Here is a 17707-nt window from a genome sequence, read left to right as displayed (position 1 = left end):
CACGCGCCCCCTCCTCATGGGGGTTAGTGGGTCAGTTCTGCGTGGAAATCAACACTGTCATGGTTCTCCATCGGAGCTATGGATGGAGTACAGGGTAACAGGCTTCAAACAAAACCGCCCGTTATCAAAGACAACGGGCGGTTTAGATATATTTCTGATGGGCTTATTTAGCTTTACCAGCCCTGCGCTTCGCGGCCTTGGGATCGACCACTGTGTCCGCGCCGAAGTAAAAGTGAGCCACCGTGCCGCTTGAATCGTGAGCCAGGGGTGGAAGCCGACGCAGCGATGGTCGGCTGTGGATAAGTGTATGCCCTGCGTTGCTTATTGACCTCCTTTTGAGTTCTTGGAATTGGACTCATAGGGCGCGCAGGGCGAAGCCCACAGCGCCTTGTCCCAGATGCGACATGTCAGTCAGCGGTGTCTGGTGCATCGCTCTTGCTGCCGCTCTTGCGAGCCTGCTCCCTGGCCTTGATGCGCTTCTTCGCTGTCGCACTGCTGTGTAGGAAGCGATGGCTCTCGTTGCCCGTCTCAACAATGTGGCAGTGATGCGTGAGCCGGTCGAGCAAGGCAGTGGTCATCTTTGCGTCGCCGAATACGGTGGACCACTCGGCGAAGTCCAGATTGGTGGTGATCACCACGCTGGTGTGCTCGTACAGCTTGGACAGCAGATGGAATAGCAGCGCGCCGCCGGCCTGACTGAACGGCAGGTAGCCCAGCTCGTCCAGGATCACCAGGTCCATGCGCAATAGCGCACTAGCGATGCGCCCGGCCTTGCCCTGGGCCTTCTCCTGCTCCAGCGCGTTGACCAGATCGACCGTCGAGAAGAACCGAACACGCTTGCCATGGCGCGTGATGCCCGAGACTCCCAGGGCCGTGGCCAGATGAGTCTTGCCCGTGCCCGGCCCACCGACCAGTACGGTGTTGTGCGCGGCCTCGGTGAACTCCAGCGTCGCGAGTTGGTGGATCAGTTTCTTGTCCACCACCGAGGCCTCGAAGTCGAAGCCGGCGAGATCCCGATGCACAGGGAAGCGCGCTGAGGTCATCTGGTACTGCACCGAGCGCATCGCCCGGTCCGTTGTCTCGGCCTGCAGCAGGTGTTCGACCAACCAGCGCGCAGCATCCAGGCCCGATGCGGGTCCCTGCTCCTGGAGATCGAACCACGCCCCGGCCATGCCGTGCAGGCGCAACGCCTTGAGCTCAACAGTCACGTCACGCATGGTCCACCTCCTGGCCGCGCAGGCTGTCGTAGCGCGCCGTGTTGGCCAGCGGTGGCGTGACGACCTGTAGCCCCGTCTCGGCGCTGTGCGGGGCTGCTGGTGCGCTCAGGCGGCTGAGCACGTTGAGAACGTGCTCCACGCTTACGCGCCCGCAAGCGGGACTACTCTCCATCGCCAGCTCGACAGCCACGATCACCGCCTCCAGACCAGTGGTGGGCACGATGGCCAACACCTGAGCCATCACGCGGTCGCCGCCGGCCTGGCGCAGCAGGCCCCGGCGCAACTGCTGCAGCGCCTCGGGCATGTCTGCGAAGGGCGCGCCGTTCCTCAAGGCGCCGGGCTTGCGCTGCACCAGAGGGATATAGTGCTGCCAGTCGTAGCGGGTGTCACCCGCATTGCTCAGGCGCTCGTGGCGAGCATCCACCACATCATCGGCGACAACAACCACACTGCTCGGATACAGCCGTGTGCTGACCATCTGGCCGGCCAGCTCACACGGCACCGAGTAGCGGTTGCGCGCCACCGACACCAGGCAGGTGCTGGACACGCGCGCGGGCTTCTCCACGTAGCCGTCGAAGGGCTCGGGCATGGGCATCAGGTGAGGCCGCTCGTGCTCGAGCATCTCCGCCACGCTGAACTGGCTGTGCTCGGGATGGCGCACCTCGCTCCACAGCGCCCGGCAACGCTCACCGAGCCACGCGTTGAGCTCGGCAAACGAGCCGAAGCGCCGCCGAGCGGCTTCGATCCAGATACGCCGGCGGCTGTCCTGCACGTTCTTCTCCACACGCCCCTTCTCCCAGCCCGAGGCCACATTGCAGAAGTCAGGGTCGTACAGGTAGTGCGCGCACATCACCGCGAAGCGCGCGTTGACGGTGCGGCCCTTGCCCTTATGCACCTTGTCCACGGCAGTGCGCATGTTGTCGTAGATCCCGCGGCGCGCCACACCGCCCAGCGCGGCAAACGATCGGGTGTGGGCATCGAACAGCATCTCATGGCCCTGGCTCGGGTAGGCCACCAGCCAGAACGCGCGGCTTGCGCACAGCTTCAGGTGCGCCACCTGCACCCGGTAGTAGATGCCGCCAACAACCAAGCCTTCCTCGCTCCAATCGAATTGGAAGGCCTCGCCCAACTCGAAGTTCAGTGGGACGTACGCCGTGACATTGGCCGCCTGCCCCTCGCCCTGGCGCCAGGCTCGCACGAAGTCGGTGACGGCTGAGTAGCCGCCGACATAGCCCGCCGCCTTGATCTCGGCATGCAGCGCACGTGCCGTGCGCCGCTCGTGCTTGGGCGCCGGGCGTCGGCCGTCAGCGCCTGCTTGAGTGCTTCCTCGAAGGGGCTGAGCTTGTTGGGGCGTGGATCTCGCCGGTACTTCGGCGCTTCGGCCAGCGGCGCGCGTAGCCACTTGGAAACCGTGTTGCGAGATAGTCCCGTCTTGCGCGCGATCTCGCGCTCCGACAGCTTGTCCCTCGCGTGCAGCCGTCGGATCTTGCCAATCATGTCCATGGTGATCACTCCTCAAACCCCGCCGCTTAAAAAAGCAGCAGGGTAGGTTGAACACCTGGCTCAGTTTTACTTCGGCACTACACGCAAAACTGGCTCAAATTCCGGTCGGCGCGAACACCAGAGCGATCACAGCCCCTGGCGTGTTCAGGCTGACCAACTGTTCATAACTGCGTGCTGTGCATAACGCTGCAGAGCGGGCATGCGTCAAGACGGCCCAACTAAGACTTCGTGTTGACCGCGGGTAGCCCACGTTGCTGAAGTACACACCCAATGTGGAAATATGTGTCGAAACCCGGTCCTCCTAGAGGATCTGTACGGGGTACCCACCCCTGCTTCCGCGACTATGCCTGCTGTCGGCAACTCGCTCAGGCAAGCACATGGTCAATGAAAGCGGCTACACACAACGAACCGCTCCTGCCAGAGCTCTCCGGGCTATGGAACAGATGGGGCGAGCCATCCATTCACAACGAAAACCTGTTTACCCCTTTGTTTACCCCTCGGCGTAACCATAACAAAAGGGCTTAGCACCTTTCGATGCTAAGCCCTTGATATAAATGGTCGGAGCGGCGGGATTCGAACTCGCGACCCTCTGCACCCGAAGCGGAAACGCAGTTTATATATATCAATAGCTTACCGCATTATTGTCTAACGCCGCACCTCTGCTTGATGTCCATTTCATGCGGATTTGCGAAGGTTCGTTAGATGGTTTTCGGCCGACTTCCAAGGGGCAATGTCGTGATGTCCGGCGCCCTCCCCGACTTCGCCGATCTGAAATAAACGTATGCATTCCGGCTGTTCTGCACACATTTATGTGTGTTCAGGCAGAACAAGCAAACACTGAGTGCGCGCAAACGAAAAAAGAGCCTCCCCAGCGCCGCATATTGGCGCCAGGGAGGCTCTTTCTATTTCGGCAGTGGTCGGATGCAGTTCTCCAGCGCGGTGCGCAGGCGGATCTCGTAGGCCTCACGGCGGTCGATCTCTGCCAGGGCAGCGCGTAGCAGCACGAACGGCATTACCCGCGGCTCCAGCGCCTCGGTGGGCATGGCGGGCCGCTCGGGCACCGGCTCATCACAAGCCACAGGCACCGGCACGTTCACGCGCTGAGTCTCGACGCGGGCCGGAGCCGTGGCGCAGCCGACCAGCGCCAGCGCCAACAGCACAGTGAAAGCATGGCGCTTCATGGCTTCGCCCTCCCCTGCAACCACTCGTCGCCGAGGGCCTGCATGCTCGCGCACTGGTTGAATGGGTCTTTCGGCTGCAGGCCCAGCGTGTAGTCGGCCCTGCGCTCCAAGGGCCTGGCCGTGGCTGCAGCAGCATGGCGGGCCTTCTCGCCCTCCTTCGCGCGCTTCTGCGCAAGGTCGCGCAGATCGTCCACAGCGTCACTGCAGGCGCTGGCATCCGCCCGCGCGCCGTCGCGCTGGGCCTGCATGTCGCGCAGGCTGGTCGCCGCGGCGGCGGTCTTGTCGCGCTGCTCGAGGTAGGCCCAGCCCAGAAGGCCGTTTGCCGCCAGGCTCATCAGCAGCGCTGCAACGATGGGTTTCATAGTCACCTCCAGAATGCAAGCCAGTCCAGCGCGCGGCGCCACCATGGCGATGCCATGACAGCCGTCCCAGTGACCACGATTTCATCCGGCTTCGGCGCAGGCGGCTCCACAGCCTCAGGCACCACTGCAGGCGCGACGGTGCCGGCATCCGGCTCGGCCAGGCACAGCGCGCGCTCGGCCTGGCGGCGGTTCTGCAGGCCCTGAACGTAGACGCCGCCGGCGCTGCTCCAGTTCGGGACGCCGCTGGACGTGCGCGCGATCAGGTTGCAGCCCTCCTCGATGCGGCCGGCGTTGATCGCCTGCACAGCCTGCGAGCCGCACGCGCCAGCCTTGCCCACATTTACGGCGAACATGGTCAAGCCGATCAGGCGCGAGGCGTTGAGGTGGTCCCAGTCCACGCAGCCCAGCACGGCATAGCCGTACTCCAGCAGCGTGACCTTGTTCACCTCGCGGCACTGGTCATCGGTCAGCTTTGTGCCCACAGCCGCGCTGCGGTCGGTTCGGCCAGCACAGAACGTGGGCAGGCCTCCGGCAAGGTGGTCGGCATAGACCTGCTTGACGTTGCCCTCCAGCTTCTCCAGCGTGTTGAAGGCCAGAGGACTGCTCAGCGCGGCCAGCAGCACGGCAGGGATAGCGCCCTTTCGCGCCACAGAAGCCGGGATGCTTGGAGTCCTGGGGATGTTGACGCCGCTCATAGCTCGTCCCATCCCGTACCGTATTTGTGCAGCATTCGCGCCTCCATCTCGCGCTGCTCACGCCGATCACGGCGCCAGCTCCAGAACTGCCCGAGCAGCAGCCCCAGGACGCCTACGGCGATACCCACAATCACACCAATTTCAGAAAGCGTCATGCCACTGACTGCCGCAGTGGCAGCCCCGCCATAGGCCGCCGTCTTGCCGGTGACGATCCCAACGTTCTCGGTCGTGTTGCTCATTCGGCCCCTCCAAAAGAAAGGCCCGCTTGTGCGGGCCGGTTTAGTGCTGCGTGCAGTGAGCACGGATCGAAGCGCCATGCCTCGCGCGGCGGTATGCCGAGCGCAGCGGCCACCGCCTCGGAGCATGTCCAGCGAGCTGAGCGGCCCGGGATGAGCCAGGCCACAAACCCAGCTATCAGCTGCCAGTCGTAGAGAGCGCCAGCATGCTGCTGGAACCACAGCGCTGCTGCGGCAGGATCGCCGGGCAGGCGCACCAGGTCCCAGTGTTCGGGGTCCAGCGCCAGCCGCTTGAAGCGCACACCGCCCTGGTGCCCAGCACGCCGTGGCGAGAACGCCGGCAGCGGCTCGGCCGCAACGCTGGAGGCGCACCAGAGCGAGCCGTCATCGCCCTGGGCCTCGGATCCATCGGGCAGGAGATGGCCCACCCCGTCGCCGGGCTCGAAGACCAGTTCGGAGTGGCTGTACGGGCCGCGCAGCCGCATGCGGATCAGGCGGTTTGCCACCCCTTGCATGCCGGGCTTGGTGCCCTTGAAAGAAGCAAGCAGCATGTCATCCCCGGTAGATTTCGTTGCCACCCAGCGGCGTGTCCAGGATCTCCAGCGCACGACCTGGCGCCAGCAGACCCATGGACTCCAGCGCCTGCACGCCAGCCCGGGTATCCGGCCGCATCAGGTCGATGAAGGTGGCGGCCGAGAGATCGGCGAGATAGGCCCGCAGAGCTGCAGCAGCCTGGCGCTGGGCCATCGCCGCGGACGGGTCATCGAGGGCCGCGATCTCGATGGCGACTTTCTCGGTCTGCGTGAAGCGGTTGCGGAAGGCCAGCTTGGTCGCCTTGGGCAGCGCCGCGATGCGCTCGGCTTCGCGCTGCGCGATCTCTTCGGGCGTAAGCGGGACGATCTCCCACTGCTGCACCCACTCGGTGACAGCCGGCGTTTCCTCCGTGGCTGGCGTCAGTTCGACCTCGACAGGGGCGATCTCGACGGCCTTGAACAGCGCCGGATCGAACTCGGGCGGCGCGCTACTGCGGTATTCGATGTACCCGTCCAGGGCCTCAAATGGCAGCGGGAACGACACGCCGGGATGCCGCACAATGATGTCTTCAGGGCTCAGCCCAAATTCAGTTTCAGTCTTGAAAAGCATGTGAGTCCTCAGTTAATGGCATTGCCCTGGCGTGTTCCTGCTGCAATCCAAGTGACGTAGCTGGCCCCGTCAACGTAGGCTCCGGCGGGCGAGCCATCGGTGCGTTCAGAGGTAGATACCACCGTGTACAGCCCGCCTCCCGCACCGTACGCGCCAGGAAAGCCGGCTGCGCCTATGCCTCCGCCCTGACCGCCGCTACCTCCGTAGGCGTAGGCAGCGCCGGTTCCAGGGTTGACCGAGTCCGTACTCCCGCCCTGGCCCGGCTGCGCGCTCAAGAGCGCAAGCGTGCCGCTGGTGTTGAATCCAGCGCCATCACCGCCAATACCGCCGTATCCCGTCGCCCTGTAGATGGTCGGGTTGGCCGTGTGGCCGACCGTAATCGTTTCTCCGTGACCACCCTTGCCGCCTCCGCCGAAAATGGTGCCGGAGCTGTTGTCAATTGCGATTCTGGTTCGGGTGTAGAGCGCAGTGCCACTGTTGATGACACCGCCAATGCGACCTCTATTGATGATCGTCAGGCAGTCGTGCGGAATGCCTGAGATCGACAGCGTAGCGACATCTACCCCGCTGTTGATCGTGCAAATAATGGGCTCGAAGCCCATCCAGCCCGCAGCGGTGGCCAGTGCGGCAATATCGGGACCGCGCACCGTGGCGGCAATGGTGATACTCACCGGCCCTTTGAAATATGGACTTTTGCGGCGCATATCAGAAATTCTGCAAGTAAGAGCCGAGCCATTGGTCTGCACCAGTGGACTGTGGCCGCTGGAACTGGAACACATGGATCTTCCCCGTCTGCAGACTTGATGGCGTCTGCCCAGCTGCCCAGCGGACGTTGCCCGGCCAAGACAAGGTGCCGCTGGTGAGATTGATCTCTAGGTTGAAGATCATCACGTCAGCCGGCGCGTTGATGAACGAGAGCGTTGTATTGCCGCTGATCGTCGCGTGGAAGTAAGTGCGCTTCGAGAGATCACACACCCCACCGGTGATAGCAAGCGATACTGGCGCCTGGGCTTGTTGTGCTGCTGATGTCATGGTGCTCCTTACGTCATCAGGAAAAACTTGGCGCTGACAGTAAGGTCGGTTGCGCCGCTACGCGGACTGATTGCAGCGCTCACTGCGATCTGGAGCGTCGCCTGGCCGCCGTTGTTGCTGGTTGTCTTCTGGCGCACTGAGAGCACCACGCTGTCGGAGCCGTCGTGGTTGACCAGCGGCACAGCGTTGGCAACCGAGGTTCCGCTGGCTTTCCAGAAGTTCAGCTGCGTGACGATGACCCCGTTGAGCCGGTGATAGGCGGCATTGCCATCACGGATCGAGACAAACAGCATCACTGCCCCGCCCTCGTGGGGAACAGCAGTCAGGACTGGGAGATCCACATAGGTGTTCGCGGCCAGGGAAGCCACGTTCATGCTGACCGCGCCCGAGGGAGACACGCCAGCCAGGAATGCCTGCTTGGCGTTCCAGTTGTTGGCCTGATTGAATGGCTGACTCGTTGCGTAGGGCGTGAATGCAGTCACCCCTGACACCGTCAGCCAATCGCCCGAGCCAGAGTCGTACTGCAACACGATCTGCCAGCCCAGGACATTCATCACGTAGTCCTCTGCATCCCCACAGATAGTCTTGCCGTTGCGCTGGATCGTTGGTGTCAGCGTGCCAGAGACGTTGACCGCTGCAACGACCATGCCGTGCCAGGGTGCCGCGGGCAGCACCAGCACCGAAGTGCCCGAGGACATGCGGTACAGGCATCGATCTGCAGCCGAAGTGCTGCCGGCCGGCGCGGGCATGACGATGAAATCGTTTCGGCTGACCTCCCCCCAGTACGCAGATCCGAGGGCCGGCGGCTGCGTGGTCACGTTCGCAAGGGCCTGCTTCAGATACCACAGGCGGCCCTGGTGCGTGACCGTAGCGGGAGGGTTCAGCGACCCAGTCAGGGTGGACCAGTCACCTTTATAGTTGGCGGCGGCGAACGCCCCAGCCGCTGCTGCATTGACTTGGCCGAGGGTTACCACCGCGGCATCGGCCGAGCTCTGTGCAGCCGTGGCCCGATTCTCGGAGTACAGCGCATTCGTGCGGGTAGCATCGCCAACCCCTTCAACATCATCACCCCAGCCAGGCATGTTGCCGGTGAACTGCTCCGCGGTGATGTTGAAAGTGGCTTCGTCCATATTGTTGTTGGGGACGGTGCCGAGGTCTCGGATTGGAGGGATTGGAACAATGGGCATTTAGACAACCCCTTTCACATTCACGTTCATGTTTGTCACTGGGCCGATGTTTCGCTGCCAGCCCACGCTGATGAATCCAACGGTGCTCATGAAGCGATCACGCCCCAGAGAGCTCGCGTAGACAGACACTGGCGTGTCTTTCAGGCGCTCAATCAAGCTAAAAAAGCGATTCGAATCTGCGGCATCAATGGCGACGGTCATCGTCAGATTCACGGCAGAGCCGCGCGGCACCAGGCGGAAAGTGCCGTCCTCGAATTCCTTGCGGAACGAGTAGTTCACGATCTCAGCCTGGGCGCCGTACTGGGTGCCGGACCTCACGTTGACACTGGTCATTCCGTAGGCAGTCCAGGTGCCGATGGACATCCAGCCGATGCCGACAGGCACGGCAGGATCAGCGCTCACGGTGATGGTGAACACCGCTCCGGAGCGACGCGGAATGCCATCGAGCCGGTAGGCCTTGATGGGCGTGCGCTGGCCGAAGAAGTAGTTCCACCAACCGATGCGAGGCAGGTTCAGCCGGGTGTCGATGGGTGGAATGAGATCAGGCCCGCCCACGCCATCCGTCACACTGATCTGCAACCGGCTTCCCTTGAGCCCCTGCAGGTCCAGGCCATCGGCGAATGGGATCTTCAGCACATAGGTCAGCGATCCATTCCGGTTGACCTGCGCTGTTTGCACATAGGTGTCAAACGGTGCCCAGCGGTTGGATGGACGAACCAGCTGCCAACTCGTGGGATCTTGATCCGGCGGAGTTGCGAGATTGGGCGGGACAGCAGCGCATTTGTAGATACTACGGCCATATACCCTCTCATCCTCCTTGGCGACCGCAGCTCCGCTCACCCAAGCCACCTCCCCCGCAGCCGCATCGACGGCAGGGATGGAGCCAGCCAGGAAGGACGCATCACCTATGGTCTTTGGGTCTAGAACATACATCGATGCTCCTTATTGCATAGCAATGGTTCGCATTGCATTACCGCCTTCCGTCGCTTGGTTGAGGTTGTCATCCATGCGGCGGGCGTACTCGGTCAAACGGGCGTTCTGCTCGGTCAGCTCTTCGACTTGGCGTTGCAATCGGTCGATGGCTTGAACAACCTCAACATTGCCGCTGCCCTGGTTCTGCAGGGCATAGATCAACGCTTGGTTATCGGCCTTCGGAACGATCCGCTCGCCCTCGTGGATCTGGGCAAACATGTCGTTGGGCACCCAATTGGTGCCCACGGCAAATGACCCGCCAACTTTCATCCAAGCCTTGCGCTGCTCGTCATAGGTGTACTGGTCGCCATAGCGATCACGACCAGTGGTCTTGATGCGCTGCAACTCCTCCGGCGTCATGCGGTTGAAGTTGAGGTTCACGCCGCTGTCAGAGGAATAGGCGATCTCACCAGCCGCGTATTGGCTCACCTCGCCATTGCTGTACATGGTCCGGCCGTCATCCGTGTAGCCAATGACTTGTGGGCCGTTGGGCTTGCCTGCGACAGTGCCACCAAGCGCAGCGCCGCCGCTGTACGTTGGCTTGGTTGAGACAGCGCCTGAGGCCTCTTGCTTGGCCTTCTCCTCGCGCACCTTCGCCTGTTCGGCTGGGTCAAGCAGCTTGTACAGCGCGTTGACCGCATCCGTGGTGGACAGCGTCGCGTCAATCTGGTCCTTGCCGTAGTCCGCCCAGAACTTCTGAATGTCGTCCAGGCGCTTCAACTGGCTTGTGGCCAGATCAAGCTGCTTCTGTGCGTCGGTCTTGGCAAGGTCGGCATAGTCACCCAGCTCCGACAACTGGCCCGCGAGCACCTTCTTGTCGTAGTCCAACTCAGCCTGACTGGCGTAGTTGTCCATGACCAGCCCGCCGGTGGCAGCCGTGATCGCGTTCTTGGACTTGTCCAGGTCGGGCAGGCCCAGGCCGCGGCGGGCGTTCTCAAGGGCGTTCTCGATGAACACCATCCCAGCAGCCGCCTGCATCGAGGCAACGTCTTCAACGGAGTCCCGCAAGCTCTTGGCGGAGTTGGAGAACAGGTCGAAGTAGCTCGATGCCTTGGACAAAGCGTCTTTGGCATCGTTGCTGAACTGCGACCAGTATTCCTTCTCACGCGAGATGGCGGCGTTGAGGTTGCCCATGGCAGCGTCCCAAGCCTTCTTCTTCTCTTCCTCGCGGATTCGCGCCATTTCGTCAGCGGAACGCTTGGCCTCTTCCTCCTTGGCTTTGGCCTCCTCCTCGGCTTTCTTCGTGGCTTCTTCTGCAGCGTCTGCAACATAGGCAAAGGTGCCTGCCAGCTTCATGAGCTGATAGGCCAACTCTGTGTTGCCGGCTGCAAGAGCATCCTCAACGGCCTTGCGGAATGCCGCCTTCGCTGCCTCGCCATTGCTCAGGTCGAAGCTCAACCCCAGGTCTGCAAGTTGCTTCTCCAAGGTCTTCTTGGTGTTGGCGAGCTGCTCCTCAGGCGAATAGAAGTTGCTGTAGTAGGTGTTGACCGCAGCGCTGAGCTGTTCCAGCCCGCCTGCAGCGTTCAACAGCGACTCCTGCAGCTTGTCCGTCAAGCCAGCAAAGCCGACGACGTTCTCGCTCCAGGTCTTGAAGGCTTGGTCGATTGCCAGGATCTGCGCCACCGCGGCTTGCAGGTTCTCGAACGATGGAGTTTCACCCAGATCATCGAGGATCGTGTTCATCCACGATGGGATGTCCGCGCCCCGGAGCTGGTCGATCATCCCTTTTCCGAGATCCGCCACATACTGCGTCCAGGCTTTCTGCCCGTCTTCCGACATGTCGCGGTTGGTGTACGACTGCAGCAGCTCGCCCGTTACCTTGTCCAGAATCTGGAAGTAGCCGTAGGAGGACTCGTCTTTGTACTGCGGGTTGGTGGCAAAGCCAGCTACAACATCGAGTTCCTTCGTCGGGCCTCGGGCAACGTCGGCCAGGGCTTTGTACATGTCGAGCAGGCCGTCAATCGTGGTCTTGAACTGCTTGGCCGCATCCTTGTCGGTGTTGCCGCGAACGGTGAAATCCTCCACCGGATCTTTCCAGCCCAGATTGCCGGCGAGCATCTGCGCGGTGTCAGCCGTGCTCATACCGCTGGTGCTGTATGCCAAGCCGCCGTGGTTGGCGCCTCGGGTAGAAAAGGCATCGCCCAACAGCGCAGCCGCGACACCCAGGCCAGCCACAATGGGGCCCAGCGCCCCAACGAACGTGCCCAGGCCTCCCAGGATGTTGCCGCTTTGCAGTGCAATGGCGCCAGCAGACAGAGAGCCGCCCAGCGTAGTTCCCGTGGCAGACAGCCCCAGGCTGCCGAGCAGACCACCGAAGCCAGCGCTCATACCACCGCCGAAGGCACCCAATGACGAGAGCATGCTGTATCCGGAACCGAGACTGCTGAGAATGTTCCCGCCACCTGACGCCGCCTGTGAGGCGGCCTGTGCAGAATTCAAACCCGTAATCCCCAGCAACGATGCCACGATCTTGACAACGAAGGGTTGAGCGAAGGCCTTGTAGACCTCCTTGACCACCAGCGTCAGGAACGAGTTCTTCAAAGATTTGCAGAACGACTCCCAGCCGTCCTTGCCATCGGTCAGCATGCGGGTGAACGAGTCCACGAACCAGGTTTCGACCTGATCCACTGTCTTTTGCCACTCGTCTAGATAGGCTTTGCCGGCTATGTTGGCGGCGCGCTTTGCAAAATCGGTGTTGACCAGTTCCCGCCGAATGTCTCTTTCGGCCTCGGTCATATCCGTGTTCTTGATCTTCTCTAGCTCTTTCTCCTTCTCAATTTGAAGATCGAACAGTTTCAAAGCTATTTGCCGCTGGACATTCGTTGCGCCAATGAGCTTGGCTTCCAACTCAAGGCGCTTGGTGTCATCCGCCGTGTTCATGCGCATCCGCATCAGTGCGGCATCCAACGCCTCGATTGACCTCAGCCGGTCGGACTCTGCCTTCTTGCGTTCGTCTTCAACTTGGATGCGGCCATTAATAGCGTCGATCTCAGCCTTGGTCCGCGCAATCGATGTTTCCTGAGCTCTGACGATTGCAATGCGCGCACGCAGCTCGGCCTCATGGGCCGCTGTAATACTTTTCTTGCCAGATTTCAGGGACTCGGTTAGGGCAATATCCAGCTTCTGGCTGTCAGTCAGATTCTTGCGCCCTTCAATCTCTTCCCTGTTCTTGGCAATGACTTGGTTTATCTGAGTTATGAGGGTGGCATAGGCGCCCTCCTCTTTCTTCAGGGCCGACTCGGCTTTACGGCTTGCGGCCTCGGCTTCGCGCTTCGCCTCTGCATCAGCCTTACCAGCCTCCGAAGATTCATAGGTCTTAGTCGCCAGCTTTGACACGGCCGCGACGTATGCCTCATTGGTCATTCGCCCGGCCTTCAACTCATCGTGATAGAGCTTCAGATCGTCGTAGTACTGCTTGTTGACCCCCAGTAAGCGCATGCGCGCCTCGAACAGTGCATTGGCTGACTTGGCCGCTTCGTCCTCGCCCTTGAGCGAAGTATTGGCGCTTATCTCAGTCTCCAACTGACCGTACAGACCCAGCAGGGTTTGCAGCAAGGCGACGCGTGCGGCCTCGGGCGGCGGCGCACCGCCATCGGCCCCACGCCCGGCCATCAGGTTGTCAATCTGCCCGCGTAGCTGACCCTGGCGCCGCTGAGCATCCGAAGGCTCCTGCCCAAGTGCCAAGCCCAATTGCTTGCCTAGGGCAATGCGCTCCCGCAGCTTCTCGTTCTGCTTGTTCAGGTTGGCGATGATCTCTGCCGTGCTCTGCTCAACGGCATCCGAGGCTTTCGTCTGAGAATCCTTGGACGAATTGCCCCAGAGCATCCAGGCAGTGGCTCCGAGACCCAGTAAGGTCGTGATGGCTCCAATGGGGCCGCCAAGCAGACCAAGAGCGCGAGTGGCAAGGCCAGCGGCTGCGCCGCCTGCACCGGTAGCCGTCGCCAGCGCGGCCTGTGCGGCGGCCTGCGCCGTGGTGACCGCAGTCACCTGCGCCGACACGCGGACCTGCTGCTGACCAAGGACCGCCAACTCAGCAAGTGATGCGACGCGCTGTCGCTCTGCTATCGACAATGCCTCCGTGGATGCGACTTGGGCGGCCTGCGCACCAGCCAGGGCCACGCTGGATTCACGGGCCACAGATAGCGCGAAACTCAGTGCGCCGGCTGCCTGCGCAGCCTGCAGAGAGGCGCTGGAGGATGCAATGGTTGCCGCCGCCTGCTGCAGCGATGCGCGAGACGTAGCAATGGTTGCATTGGCCGATGCCAGCTTGGTCGCGTATTCCTCCCGCGCCACAACGATTGCAGCTTGGGTTGCCTCTAGGCGCGCTGCAGTAGCAGTGGCGGCACTCACCTCGGCCTGAGCCGCAGCGATAGCAGCCGTTCGCTGGGCTGTCAGAGCATCCGCATATGCGATGGTGCTGCTGACCCCCTTGGTGGTAGCCGAGGCGATTCCCAGGATGGTTTCCGCCATCTTGGACGCGGCAATGCCGCCTGCAGCCGCAGTGATCAGGTTCAGATTGTTCGCCAAACCCTCGATGCCCGCAGTCAGCACGCTCACTGCGCTGCTGGACTGGGCCTGAGCGCCGACGAACTCCAGGACGTTGTTCTTCAGGACGGTGAAAGCGCCGGCGATGGTCTGCACCGACTTGGCTTCCTCGCGCAGCTCCTGCAGGGCACGCGGCAGCGCGTTCGCCATGATCTCGCTGGTGATCTTGCCTTGCGAGGCTAGCTCACGTAGGGCGCCCACAGGCACGCCGATACCGTCCGCGAGTGCCTTCATCAGCCGAGGAGCAGCTTCGTTGACTGCGTTGAATTCCTCGCCGCGCAGCTGGCCCGAGGCAAACGCCTGCGACAACTGCAGCATGGCAGAGGCAGACTCAGACGCAGCAGCTCCGCTCACCTTCAGCGAGAGGGAAACCGTTTCGGTGATGGCCGCCATACGCTGCTGTGAGAGGCCCAGCTCTCGGGTGCCGTTGGCAATCCGGGCGAACAGCGTACCCACAGAGGCGAGATCCTGCTGTGCGCTGTTCGCAATGCTGCGGACCTGCGCCATGGCATTGGCGTACTCGAATGTGGAGTTGGTTGCCAACTTGAGCTGAGCGGTGTACTTCGTGAACTGGTCAGATAGGGTGATGAGTTCGCGCACACCCATGCCAGCCACAACACCAGCGGCAGCCGTGCCAAGCGTCGCTAGGCTACGCTGCGCCCGCTCGCTGGCCCCCTGCAGACCAGAAACAGCGTCCTCAGCCCGCTTGCCAGTGCTGGCCAGGTCGTTCAGGCTCATCCTGGCGCGGTCCGACCCCTGGGTTTCTATCTTGATGCCGATAGTTGCTACATCACTCATAGGGGCCTCAAACGAAAAAGGCCCGCCGAAGCGAGCCTAGAAATGCAGAAACCCACGCTTGGTGGGTTTGTCCTTGCTGAGCACAATAAAGCTCTTGCGTCCCAGCTATTTTGTTATTACAATTTGCCCATGAACATCGAATTCGACCCTGCCAAGAACGAAAGAAACATCGCTGAGCGCGGCCTTTCTTTCGAGCGCGCAGCCGATTTCGATTTCAACAGCGCTATCGTTGAAGTGGACGGCCGCAAGGCTTACCCGGAGGTGCGCTATGTGGCTGCTGGCATGTTGGACCAGCGCCTGCATATGCTCTGCTTCACCCCCATCAACGACGGCATTCGTGTTATCAGCTTTCGCAAGGCGAACAGCAGGGAGATCAAGGCATATGAGCAAGCGCGCACCACTGATTGATGCGGACGGCGAAGTCCGCGAACTCACTACGGAGGATTTCGCACGATTCCGCCCGGCCCATGAGGTACTTCCCCCAGCAGTCCAAGCAGCACTTGGCATGCGGCGCCGCGGTCCGCAGAAAGCACCGACCAAGATTTCCACGACAATTCGGCTTTCGCCAGAAGTTGTGGAGTTCTTCCGCAAGACCGGGGATGGCTGGCAAGCACGTCTCGACGGCGTATTGGTTGAGTACGTCGCCGAGCACTCGCATTGAGCCAGCCGTTCACTTAGTCTTGTCAGGCTTCGGAGCGAACTCGCGCATGGTCTTGAGGGCCTCGACCTCCATGACCATGAGATCGTCGTGTAGGGAGTTCCAGTCGTCGTTGCTGAGATTCAGCCTGTCCATCAAGGGATAGATTGCCTCCCAGCGCAGGCCGATGGGAGAACCACCCATGGACGGGAATAGCCACCGCGTCCCCACATTGTCGAAAATTGCCAGCGCGCGCTCGTTGTCTGGCCAGACTTCAAGCACTTCAGTTTCGTAGTCTTCCAACTCGAAACCCTCAGACCGAGCCTCCGCCTCAGTGACAGGAGGCTCGTACAGCGCGCGGGCAATCTGCGTTAGTTTCCCACTTGGCCGCTGAACAGCGCCGCGTCGTACTTGCTCAGGATCTTGGCGAGCGAGCCGCCGCACTGGTCTTCCAGAGCCACCAGGTTGTCCACGTTGAACTCGTCTTCCAGGTTCCAGCCTTCCACGCAGCCGGTCACGATCTCTGCGGCTTGACGCATGCCGTCGTTCACCAGGTCTTGGAAGGAGAACTCGGCCTTCTCTGCGGCGTTCTCGGCATCGCCCTCGGTCTGCTTGCGGAAGCCGTCACGCAAGGCTGCCCATTCGCTTTTGCGCTGGGCCTTGGCCTTGAACTCGATGCCGAATTCGTCGCCGTCGAGGTTCTTCACGGTCACGGGGAGAGAGAAGGTAGGCGACTTGCCAGCCATCATCTTCAGGCTGGTAACGGGAACGGTCTTTTGCTTTGCCATGGTTTGGTCTTTCAGCGGAGGATTGAATGCCCGTGCGCGACCGCCCGCCCCGCTGAAGGAGCGAAGCGGCCGCGTCGGTGCTGGAGAGCCCTTTCGGGCAAAAGAAACCCGCCTCAAGGACGGGTTGGGGATCAGGATGCGTAGCGCGTGCTGATGTTCTGGGCGTTCACGGTGCCCTTCACAACCACGGCCTGGCCTTCGGTGAGAGTTTCCTCCTCGTTGAAGGCGATCTTGGCCGGGATCAGCGAGATGGCACCGGTCTTCGCGCGGCGACGCACCACGGTGTCCGCATTGGTGGCGGACAGGGTTTTCAGCGCGTTGTAAGCGGGCGTGCCGATCATGTCGGCGTCCATTTCGAACGTGCGCTGCACGGCCGTGAAGCCGTCGTTCAGCACGATTTCCACGTCGGACTCGATGAACTTGACGTTCACGGTCTTGGCTTCGCCGCCCGAGCTCGAGTGGTTCATGGTGCGATCCAGGTCCACCCAGGTCGTGACCTTCTGCACCGTGCCGGCGCCGTTGCCGGTGGGGTACAACTCAGTGTTAGTGGTGTCGCACTCAGCGAGTACGAAGGTATCCGTGGTCACGGACTTCACCTTGAACGCGCGGAAGTTCAGGCGACCCCATGCAGAGAAGATGACGACGATATCGCCGACGCTGTAGCCGTGGGCGGTCGAGCTGACCACTGCCTCGGCGGCGTTGGAGATGCCGGTGATGGTTCTTGCGGCTGCGAGAGCGGTTGCAACGGAATGGATTGTTCCTGTGGGCGTGCGGGCCATAAATGCCTTTCAGAAATGAAAAAACCCCTTGCGGGGCCGATTTCTGCGAGGCACATGGCTTGCGAGTCCGTGAGGAGTGGCAATGCCGCGAGGCAGGGTTAGAGAAAAAGATTAGCGGGAGATGGCTTCTAGCCATTTCTCCCATGCCGAGATCGCGCCTTTGGCAAGGCGGATCAGGGTTCGGTGGAGTTCTTGGGAAACTGGGTTCATGGGTAAAGACGCTCGGTGGATGTGCGCGAGAGGCGCAATTCGTAGACAACACGAGGTTCTTCCTGGCTAATGGCCGAGAACTCGATCTTGCGCACTTCAACATCCACAGGTCTGCCATAGGCGGTCAACGCTTTGGCGAATGCGTCAGCGGCTGCTCGTACAGCCTCTAGCTTTGGGTCATCCATGTGCGCTTCCTTAGACTTGCTGCCCAGCGATAAAGTCGGTCGAGCCAATGAAAATCGTGACGTTTGGCTTTTCGTAGTCCACGGTATATTTGCCGTCAAAGCTCACCCTGACTGGCTCCGGGAACTCGGTGCGCATGTAGACATATCGCGACTCTAGGCCGTTCTCAATAGCGTCAGCCAGCTTCCTCAGCCTTGCGGCGAGCTTCCTATTTCTATCTGCCATTGTGTCCATGGGCA

The 17707-nt window shown here is 61.5% G+C and carries 20 protein-coding genes and 1 pseudogene; 2 read left to right on the top strand and 19 right to left on the bottom strand.

All coding sequences use genetic code 11. From position 1 onward, the window contains the following. Nucleotides 1-407: 407 nt before the first annotated feature. The 14 genes and pseudogenes from istB to ACYVKR_RS12520 form a co-directional block, all read right to left on the bottom strand. Nucleotides 408-1217, bottom strand: a complete 810-nt coding sequence (gene istB / locus ACYVKR_RS12585) for an ATP-binding protein (RefSeq protein WP_460481252.1) — start codon at nt 1215-1217, stop codon at nt 408-410. Continuing rightward, nucleotides 1210-2619, bottom strand: a complete 1410-nt coding sequence (gene istA / locus ACYVKR_RS12580; protein WP_460481251.1) for an IS21 family transposase — start codon at nt 2617-2619, stop codon at nt 1210-1212. Before istA ends, istB begins: the two co-directional genes overlap by 8 nt. A gap of 26 nt (nt 2620-2645) precedes the next feature. Continuing rightward, nucleotides 2646-2714, bottom strand: a pseudogene (locus ACYVKR_RS12575) (hypothetical protein); the annotation flags it as partial. A gap of 908 nt (nt 2715-3622) precedes the next feature. After that, the gene (locus tag ACYVKR_RS12570; RefSeq protein ID WP_460481250.1) at nt 3623-3901 is read right to left on the bottom strand and encodes a hypothetical protein; all 279 of its coding nucleotides are present in this window, start codon (nt 3899-3901) and stop codon (nt 3623-3625) included. Beyond that, nucleotides 3898-4263: a hypothetical protein gene (locus ACYVKR_RS12565; RefSeq protein WP_460481249.1), complete on the bottom strand. Its 366-nt coding sequence runs from the start codon at nt 4261-4263 to the stop codon at nt 3898-3900. The genes ACYVKR_RS12570 and ACYVKR_RS12565 overlap by 4 nt, the downstream gene beginning before the upstream one ends. Before the next feature lie 2 nt (nt 4264-4265). Continuing rightward, nucleotides 4266-4958 (bottom strand): lysozyme, encoded by a 693-nt coding sequence (locus ACYVKR_RS12560; protein ID WP_460481248.1) that lies wholly within the window; start codon nt 4956-4958, stop codon nt 4266-4268. Then, on the bottom strand, nt 4955-5197 hold the full coding sequence (locus ACYVKR_RS12555) for a hypothetical protein (RefSeq protein ID WP_460481247.1): 243 nt from the start codon (nt 5195-5197) through the stop codon (nt 4955-4957). The genes ACYVKR_RS12560 and ACYVKR_RS12555 overlap by 4 nt, the downstream gene beginning before the upstream one ends. Further along, on the bottom strand, nt 5194-5745 hold the full coding sequence (locus ACYVKR_RS12550) for a hypothetical protein (RefSeq protein ID WP_460481246.1): 552 nt from the start codon (nt 5743-5745) through the stop codon (nt 5194-5196). The genes ACYVKR_RS12555 and ACYVKR_RS12550 overlap by 4 nt, the downstream gene beginning before the upstream one ends. 1 nt (nt 5746) lies before the next feature. Beyond that, nucleotides 5747-6286, bottom strand: coding sequence for a hypothetical protein (locus ACYVKR_RS12545; protein ID WP_460481245.1), 540 nt, complete (start codon nt 6284-6286; stop codon nt 5747-5749). A 59-nt stretch (nt 6287-6345) separates the two neighbouring features. Then, a complete protein-coding gene (locus tag ACYVKR_RS12540) occupies nt 6346-7041 on the bottom strand; it encodes a hypothetical protein (protein WP_460481244.1) in 696 nt (231 codons plus the stop codon). 1 nt (nt 7042) lies between these two features. Next, the gene (locus tag ACYVKR_RS12535; RefSeq protein WP_460481243.1) at nt 7043-7369 is read right to left on the bottom strand and encodes a hypothetical protein; all 327 of its coding nucleotides are present in this window, start codon (nt 7367-7369) and stop codon (nt 7043-7045) included. A gap of 8 nt (nt 7370-7377) precedes the next feature. Next, nucleotides 7378-8499, bottom strand: coding sequence for a hypothetical protein (locus tag ACYVKR_RS12530; RefSeq protein ID WP_460481242.1), 1122 nt, complete (start codon nt 8497-8499; stop codon nt 7378-7380). 57 nt (nt 8500-8556) lie between these two features. After that, nucleotides 8557-9489: a hypothetical protein gene (locus ACYVKR_RS12525; RefSeq protein WP_460481241.1), complete on the bottom strand. Its 933-nt coding sequence runs from the start codon at nt 9487-9489 to the stop codon at nt 8557-8559. 9 nt (nt 9490-9498) lie between these two features. Continuing rightward, complete coding sequence (locus ACYVKR_RS12520) at nt 9499-14871, bottom strand: tape measure protein (RefSeq protein WP_460481240.1); 5373 nt, start codon at nt 14869-14871, stop codon at nt 9499-9501. Between the two features lie 129 nt (nt 14872-15000). Here ACYVKR_RS12520 and ACYVKR_RS12515 point away from each other — a divergent pair, with 129 nt between their 5' ends. Both ACYVKR_RS12515 and ACYVKR_RS12510 read left to right on the top strand, forming a co-directional pair. After that, nucleotides 15001-15279 carry a BrnT family toxin gene (locus ACYVKR_RS12515; protein WP_460481239.1) on the top strand — a complete coding sequence of 93 codons (279 nt, stop codon included), beginning with the start codon at nt 15001-15003 and terminating at the stop codon, nt 15277-15279. Further along, nucleotides 15254-15532 carry a BrnA antitoxin family protein gene (locus tag ACYVKR_RS12510; protein WP_460481238.1) on the top strand — a complete coding sequence of 93 codons (279 nt, stop codon included), beginning with the start codon at nt 15254-15256 and terminating at the stop codon, nt 15530-15532. The genes ACYVKR_RS12515 and ACYVKR_RS12510 overlap by 26 nt, the downstream gene beginning before the upstream one ends. 9 nt (nt 15533-15541) lie before the next feature. On the opposite strand, the gene ACYVKR_RS12505 is transcribed toward ACYVKR_RS12510, so the two are convergent. From ACYVKR_RS12505 to ACYVKR_RS12485, 5 genes are all read right to left on the bottom strand, one after another. Next, nucleotides 15542-15811: a DUF1799 domain-containing protein gene (locus ACYVKR_RS12505; RefSeq protein WP_460481237.1), complete on the bottom strand. Its 270-nt coding sequence runs from the start codon at nt 15809-15811 to the stop codon at nt 15542-15544. A 68-nt stretch (nt 15812-15879) separates the two neighbouring features. Beyond that, nucleotides 15880-16296, bottom strand: a complete 417-nt coding sequence (locus ACYVKR_RS12500) for a phage tail assembly chaperone (RefSeq protein ID WP_460481236.1) — start codon at nt 16294-16296, stop codon at nt 15880-15882. A gap of 131 nt (nt 16297-16427) precedes the next feature. Next, the gene (locus ACYVKR_RS12495) at nt 16428-16982 is read right to left on the bottom strand and encodes a phage tail tube protein (protein WP_460481235.1); all 555 of its coding nucleotides are present in this window, start codon (nt 16980-16982) and stop codon (nt 16428-16430) included. A 299-nt stretch (nt 16983-17281) separates the two neighbouring features. Continuing rightward, nucleotides 17282-17470: a hypothetical protein gene (locus ACYVKR_RS12490; RefSeq protein ID WP_460481234.1), complete on the bottom strand. Its 189-nt coding sequence runs from the start codon at nt 17468-17470 to the stop codon at nt 17282-17284. Nucleotides 17471-17480: 10 nt separating this feature from the next. Continuing rightward, nucleotides 17481-17702 carry a hypothetical protein gene (locus tag ACYVKR_RS12485; protein ID WP_460481233.1) on the bottom strand — a complete coding sequence of 74 codons (222 nt, stop codon included), beginning with the start codon at nt 17700-17702 and terminating at the stop codon, nt 17481-17483. Nucleotides 17703-17707 lie beyond the last annotated feature (5 nt).

The organism is Comamonas humi (genome assembly GCF_054782535.1).
Note: the sequence above shows the minus strand (reverse complement) of the source record. Positions and strands in the feature narration are given on the sequence as shown.